Here is a 6,179-nt window from a genome sequence, read left to right as displayed (position 1 = left end):
GACTGCGGGAACGGCAGGTCTTCACGGGCCAGGACATCCATGCCCAACACTAGATCTAGTGGGTGTGGGAATCAACCGGATAGGCAAGGAACGAACTCGTTACGTCGGATCAGAAAGCTGCCCTCGATTTCTACCACGAGATGTTCGGCTGGGAGAATGGCGGCTCAATGCCGATGGGCGGTGACATGGGCGACTACACCTTCATCAATTACAACGATGAGATGATCGGCGCGGTGATGGATGCCCCCAAAAAGGACGCGAAACCGTTCTGGAACTTTGCCCTGCAGGTGGCCGATATCGATGCAGCGAAGGCAGCGGTGGAAACCGGCGGAGGTACGGTCCGGATCGGCCCGACCGAACTGCCGAACGACAGCGGATGGCTGATCCAGGCGACCGATCCGCGGGGAGTTAAGATCATGTTCGTGGGTTCGTGGGTTCGCGGGAGACGGGATCATGACCGACCCGGCCCGTACCCTTACACTAAGCCGGCTTCTCGACGCTCCGCGGGAGAAGGTCGGGCGCTGCTGGACCGAACCGCAACTGCGGGAACAATGGTTTTGCCCCAAGCCCTGATACGTCATCGGAAACGAACTCTGGCTCGAGGAGCGCCGAAGTGAGGAGAAACAACGTGGCCAGCGACAAGCTCACGACCTGCATGTGGTTCGACCATGGGGAAGCCCGAAACGCTGCGGAGTTCTACGCCGCAACCTTTCCCGACAGCAGTGTCGGCGCTCCCATGCACGCCCCCTCGGATTTCCCGGGTGGGACGGCGGGCGCCGAACTCACGGTCGAGTTCACCGTGCTCGGCAGGTGCTTCGTCGGCCTGAACGGCGGCCCCGATTTCAAGGCCAATGAGGCGGTCAGCTTCATGGTCCTGACCGACGATCAGGAGGAAACCGACCGATACTGGAACGCCATCGTGGGCAATGGCGGGCAGGAAAGCGCTTGCGGCTGGTGCAAGGACCGGTGGGGCTTTTCGTGGCAGATCATGCCCCGCGCGCTGCTGCGAGCCAATAGCAATCCTGACAAAGTCGCGGCAAGCCGAGCATTCGAAGCGATGATGACCATGCGCAAGATCGATATTGCCCGGATTGAGGCTGCGGAGCGCGGAGTCGCCGTCGATGCGTAAGATCATGGGCTCCCTTTTTCAGTCGCTCGACGGCGTGATTCAGGCACCAGGCGGGCCGGAGGAGGACCAGACCGGCTTTTCGCACGGTGGCTGGGTGTTCCCCTATTTCGACGACGCGCTGAATGAGCCGATGGGGCGGCTGCTGGGGGGCAGCTATGAGTTGCTGCTCGGCCGGCGAACCTATGAGATCTTCGCCGCATACTGGCCGCATAACGGCGACCAACCGATCGGGGAGACGTTCAATACCGTGCGCAAGCATGTCGTGACCTCGTCCGATCGGCCGCTCACATGGAGCAACAGCCAGCGCCTCATCGGCGATCCTGCCGAGGCTGTCGCGCGCCTCAAGGCCAGCGATGGGCCGGACCTGTTGATCCAGGGCAGCAGCCTTCTCTACCAGGCGCTGCTTCCCGCCGGCCTCGTTGATCAGATTGCGCTGATCACCTTCCCGGTCATGCTCGGGCGCGGCAAGCGCTGGTATTCGGACAACCCGGCGACAGCCCGTTCTTGGACGCTCGTCGAGCAGGCACACTCGCCGGCGGGGGTCCATTTCGCATCGTTTGCGCGTGGTGGAGAGGTTCGCACTGGCAGCTTTGCCACAAAGCCCCCGAGCGAAGACGAGCTTGCGCTCCGTCTGCGTCAAGCGGAGGGTCGTTGGTGAGCCTGCAGCTCTTTGGCCAGCCAATCATATTACGCCGGCTCGGCGCCCGATGCGGTCGCCGATAACCACAGGCGGAAGCACCGAGAGCAGACCACGCAGCAGAGCCTGTCAGTGAGACAAATCGCGAAGATACCCCGGCGTTACGCCCAGGCGGTTTCGAAACGTCGCGGTCATGTGGGCCTGAGAAGCAAAGCCGGAGACGAGCGCGACCGCGCTCAGGTCCGGAACACTGGATTTCAGCAGCGACCGCGCACGCGCGATCCGGCGCTCGATGATGTAGTCGTGCGGGGATTAGCCGATGGCTGATTTTAGGGCACGGCTGAAGAACCCCGCCGACAAACCCAGGGCATCCGCCAGATCCTGCACGGTCAGTTGATCGTCGAGCCTGGCCTCGATGATCTCGTCAACCTGCCGCAGGCGGCGTGCGGTCATCCAGGTGGATGCACGGAGTTTCGCATGTTGCCCCCCGTGAACATGAGCGACTCGCGCCTGCAAGGTCTGGACCAGCTGCTCGAACATGACCAGGTCGACGGAATCGCACGCCAGCAGCATCGCCCGCAGGCGCTGCGCTGCACGGATCGCGAAGGGATCGACCACATCGCTGAAGCGCTGGTTATGGCCCGGTGGATCATCGGGCTCCGATTCCAGCGTGATTTTCAGATACTCGCCGCCTTGCTCCGAAGCTGAATAGACATCACAGCCGCCCGGTACATAGGCCAATCCATTGGGCTTTGCCTGAAAATGGGTCCGGCGATCGGTGGCAAAGGCGTGGACACCGATCTGGCTCTCGAAGGCAAAACCGATGATCGCTAGCTTTGGCGTATAGGCCGCATCATATGGGTTGCGCAGCAACAACTCGGCCCGAAAACGCCTGACAGCAACGCATATCGCGCCTTCTTGGGCGGACGGGCGCGATGGATGGTGCTGATCGAGGCTCATGCCACACCATAGCAGCGCGGCTGAAAACAAAAACAGCCGGCCTGAACCAGATCAGATTTTGGGTCAGATTTCTGAAAGCGGCGCTGGCTGCATCCGGATATGGCTTGGTCTCCATGAGAGACGCTACCGCCATGCCACTATTCACGCTTGACGAACTTGAAGCCGCGACCCGGATCGTGCGCGGCTTTGTGCCACCAACACCCGCCTATGCCTGGCCGTTGCTGCGCCAGCGGCTTGGCGTCGAGGTCATCGTCAAACACGAGAACCACACCCCGACCGGCTCGTTCAAGGCGCGCGGTGGGTTGGTTTATGTCGAAGCCCTCAAGCGCAACGGGCAGATGCCGAAGGGACTGGTCACGGCGACCCGTGGCAATCACGGGCAGTCGGTCGCAGTTGCCGCAACGCAAAATGACCTGCCATCTGTGGTTGTCGTCCCCGAAAGCAATTCCGCCGAGAAGAATGCCGCCATGGCCGCGTTCGGCGCCGAACTGGTCATCGCGGGCAAGGATTTTGACGAAAGCCGTGTTGTCGCGGCGCAGATCGAACGCGACCGCGGCTATCACCTCATTCCGCCGTTTCATCGTGATCTCGTCATGGGCGTCGCCACCTATGCCGCGGAACTCTTCGCCGCTTGGTCCGACCTAGATGTCGCCTATGTCCCCATCGGCATGGGTTCGGGCATTTGCGGCCTGATCACGATGCGTGACCTGCTTCAGCTCAAGACGGAGATTGTCGGTGTCGTAGCCGAGAACGCGCCTGCTTTCGCTCTGTCATTCGCGGCCGGACATGCTGTGCCGACCGCGATGGCGCGGACCTTTGCCGACGGCATGGCCTGCCGCGAGCCTCAGGCGGAACCGCTCGCTATCATCATGCAAGGTGCGGCGCGTATCGGCGAGGTCAGCGACGACGAGATCGCGGAAGCTATCCGTATCTATTACACCGATACGCATAATATGGCGGAAGGGGCTGGCGCTGCACCGCTTGCGGCTCTCATGCAGGAAAAGCAGCGACAGGTCGGAAAGCGCGCCGGGGTGATCCTTTGTGGCGGCAATATCGATATGCCGGTTTTCCGGCAGGTTCTCTGTGGCCAGACCCCAACCCTCTGACGAGGCGACCATGCCGGACCTGTTCGTTTCACTTCTCACATTCGCTATCGTCTCGACGATAACGCCCGGGGGCGCGACGACCCTTGCCACCGCTTCCGGTGCGCAGTTCGGGTTTGCGCGCAGCCTACCGCTGCTGGGTGGCATCGCCTGCGGGCTTGCCTCGCTCATCGGTATTGTTGGTGGCGGACTTGGTGCCGTCGTCATCTCCTTGCCGCAATTGCAGGTCGCACTGCGGCTTGTCGGCTCGGCCTATCTGCTCTGGCTGTCCTGGACAATTGGACGCCTCGGCGCGCCATCTTCATCATCAGGCACAGGAGCAACGCCGATGGGCTTTGTCAAAGGCCTGTTGCTGCTCTGGCTCAATCCCAAGGCCTGGACGATGGCGATTGGTGCAGCTTCCGCCTATGCGGGCCTGTCCGCAAGCCCACTGCATCTCGCCCTTCTTCTGGGGATTGTATTCGGTCTGGCAGCAACAGCGTCGCTGACGCTCTGGTGCATGGGTGGCCAGTGGCTCTCCCAGATCCTGAAAACAGACAGGCAATGGCGCATCGTGAACATTAGCCTCGGCCTGTTGCTCGCAGCTTCCGTGATTCCAATGTGGCGATAATCTGAAAATTCCACAGGAGCGGAAGGGCGGGTAACGGCCCCAAAGATGAACGGCCATCGAATGGCATGTGAGGGGCCGGAGCCGAACGGCCGGTTTGCCAGCACAGGGGCCGATTGCGGACGGTCTCCTTACGGCCCTGAGCGGTCGATTAGTATTGCCCAGGCGAATGATCCGCTCACGGCCATCAACTCTCGCCGAGAGCATCGATAAAAAGCGACGGTCCTCCGAGCTGGCCACCCTTGAGAACGACCTCAAGGCCGTCGAATTCCGGCGATCGGCTGTGACAGAGGTGGCTCGGCAAATCTGCACAGCGGGCTGAGTGGATTGTCTGCCTGAAGGCGGCCAGAGTGGCTGCGACCAGGAGAGACGATGAGCAAGAGAGCCAGGCGGAACCACGCCCTGCCTTCAAGGCCAAGGTAGCGCTCGCAGCAGTGCGCGGCGAGAAAACGTTGGCGGAATTGGCGCAGCAGTTCGACGTGCATTCCAATCAGATCACCCAGTGGCGCTCGCAGCTTCTCGAGGGGGCTGCCGGCGTCTTCGGGTCGGAGACGAGTGTGGTCGTCAGGGTGCCGATGATTGATGTGAAGACGCTCCACGCCAAGATTGGAGAGCTGACGCTGGCCAACGATTTTTTGGAAGCCGCGCTCGACAAGGCCGAACTGTTGCCGAGCGCAAGACGATGATCGATCGGTCTCATGACCTGCCTGTCGCCAAGCAGGCCATCGAGTTGAGCATCAGCCGCAGCGGCGTCTACTATCTGCCGCGCCCGGTCTCGGCCGCTGACCTCGCGCTCATGCGGGGGATCGATGAACTGCATCTGGAATATCCCTTCGCCGGCAGCCGCATGCTGCGGGACCTCCTGGTTGGGGAAGGCACCATCGTCGGCCGCCTGCATGTCGCGACGCTGATAAAGCGGATGGCGATCGAGGCGATCTATCGCAGGCCGAACACCTCCAAGCCGGCGCCGGGCCACAAGATCTATCCCTACCTGCTCCGCAAGCTGCCGGTGACGCGGCCGAACCAGGTCTGGGCGATGGACATTACCTACATCCCGATGGCCCGTGGCTTCGTCTATCTCGCCGCCGTGGTCGACTGGTTCAGCCGGCGGGTGCTGAGCTGGCGGCTATCCATCACGATGCAGGCCGACTTCTGCATCGAGGCGGTCGAGGAGGCCTTGGCCCGCTTCGGAAAGCCGGAGAATTTCAATACGGATCAGGGATCGCAGTTCACCAGCACGGACTTCACGAAGGTCCTGCTGGCCAAGGACATCAAGATCAGTATGGACGGCAAGGGCGCCTGGCGGGACAACGTCTTCGTCGAACGGCTCTGGAAATCGGTGAAATACGAGGAGGTCTATCTCCGTGCCTATGAGACCGTCAGTCACGCCCGGACATCGATCGGCCGTTACCCAGACTTTTACAACGGACGACGCCCACATTCGAGCCTGGGACGCAAAACCCCGGACCACGCCTACTTCAACCAGCCGCTTCTCGCAGCGGCTTAAACCCGGCAGCCGATCCACTTATCAAGCAGCCGAGCCTGTTCAGACAAACCGAGCCACCTCTGTCTCTTGCTCATCCTCTCTCCTGATCTCGGCCATCCGGGCCGCCTTCAGGCAGACAATCCACTCAGCACGCTGTCCAATTTTCCGGCTCTTGCGCAGGTTGTGTGGTTCATGTGCGCCAGGAGGAACCGTTGGCGAAGAAGATCGAGGTTTCCGCGTCCGTACATTGAACGCTT

General features: G+C 61.6%; 5 protein-coding genes and 3 pseudogenes. 6 read left to right on the top strand and 2 right to left on the bottom strand.

Features of this window, described 5'->3' with window-relative positions; genetic code table 11:
* Positions 1 to 107 precede the first annotated feature (107 nt).
* The 3 genes and pseudogenes from VQ044_RS23445 to VQ044_RS23435 form a co-directional block, all read left to right on the top strand.
* A pseudogene (locus VQ044_RS23445) lies at positions 108 to 617 on the top strand (VOC family protein); the annotation flags it as partial.
* A gap of 11 nt (positions 618 to 628) precedes the next feature.
* The gene (locus VQ044_RS23440) at positions 629 to 1,129 is read left to right on the top strand and encodes a VOC family protein (protein WP_327650015.1); all 501 of its coding nucleotides are present in this window, start codon (positions 629 to 631) and stop codon (positions 1,127 to 1,129) included.
* Positions 1,122 to 1,787: a dihydrofolate reductase family protein gene (locus VQ044_RS23435; protein ID WP_327650014.1), complete on the top strand. Its 666-nt coding sequence runs from the start codon at positions 1,122 to 1,124 to the stop codon at positions 1,785 to 1,787. Before VQ044_RS23440 ends, VQ044_RS23435 begins: the two co-directional genes overlap by 8 nt.
* Positions 1,788 to 1,895: 108 nt before the next feature.
* Here VQ044_RS23435 and VQ044_RS25930 read toward each other — a convergent pair.
* Positions 1,896 to 2,066, bottom strand: a pseudogene (locus VQ044_RS25930) (helix-turn-helix domain-containing protein); the annotation flags it as partial.
* A 12-nt stretch (positions 2,067 to 2,078) separates the two neighbouring features.
* Positions 2,079 to 2,726 carry a helix-turn-helix transcriptional regulator gene (locus VQ044_RS23430; RefSeq protein WP_327650013.1) on the bottom strand — a complete coding sequence of 216 codons (648 nt, stop codon included), beginning with the start codon at positions 2,724 to 2,726 and terminating at the stop codon, positions 2,079 to 2,081.
* 113 nt (positions 2,727 to 2,839) lie between these two features.
* Here VQ044_RS23430 and VQ044_RS23425 point away from each other — a divergent pair, with 113 nt between their 5' ends.
* The 3 genes and pseudogenes from VQ044_RS23425 (at position 2,840) to VQ044_RS23415 (ending at position 5,943) form a co-directional block, all read left to right on the top strand.
* On the top strand, positions 2,840 to 3,832 hold the full coding sequence (locus VQ044_RS23425; RefSeq protein ID WP_327651111.1) for a threonine dehydratase: 993 nt from the start codon (positions 2,840 to 2,842) through the stop codon (positions 3,830 to 3,832).
* 10 nt (positions 3,833 to 3,842) lie between these two features.
* Positions 3,843 to 4,439 (top strand): LysE family translocator, encoded by a 597-nt coding sequence (locus VQ044_RS23420; protein ID WP_327650012.1) that lies wholly within the window; start codon positions 3,843 to 3,845, stop codon positions 4,437 to 4,439.
* A gap of 369 nt (positions 4,440 to 4,808) precedes the next feature.
* Positions 4,809 to 5,943, top strand: a pseudogene (locus VQ044_RS23415) (IS3 family transposase).
* The last annotated feature ends 236 nt before the right edge of the window (positions 5,944 to 6,179 follow it).

Source organism: Aurantimonas sp. C2-5-R2 (assembly GCF_036549495.1).
In the GTDB taxonomy this organism is placed as follows: Bacteria; Pseudomonadota; Alphaproteobacteria; order Rhizobiales; family Rhizobiaceae; genus Aurantimonas; species Aurantimonas coralicida_A.
This window is presented reverse-complemented; position numbering and strand designations above follow the sequence as displayed.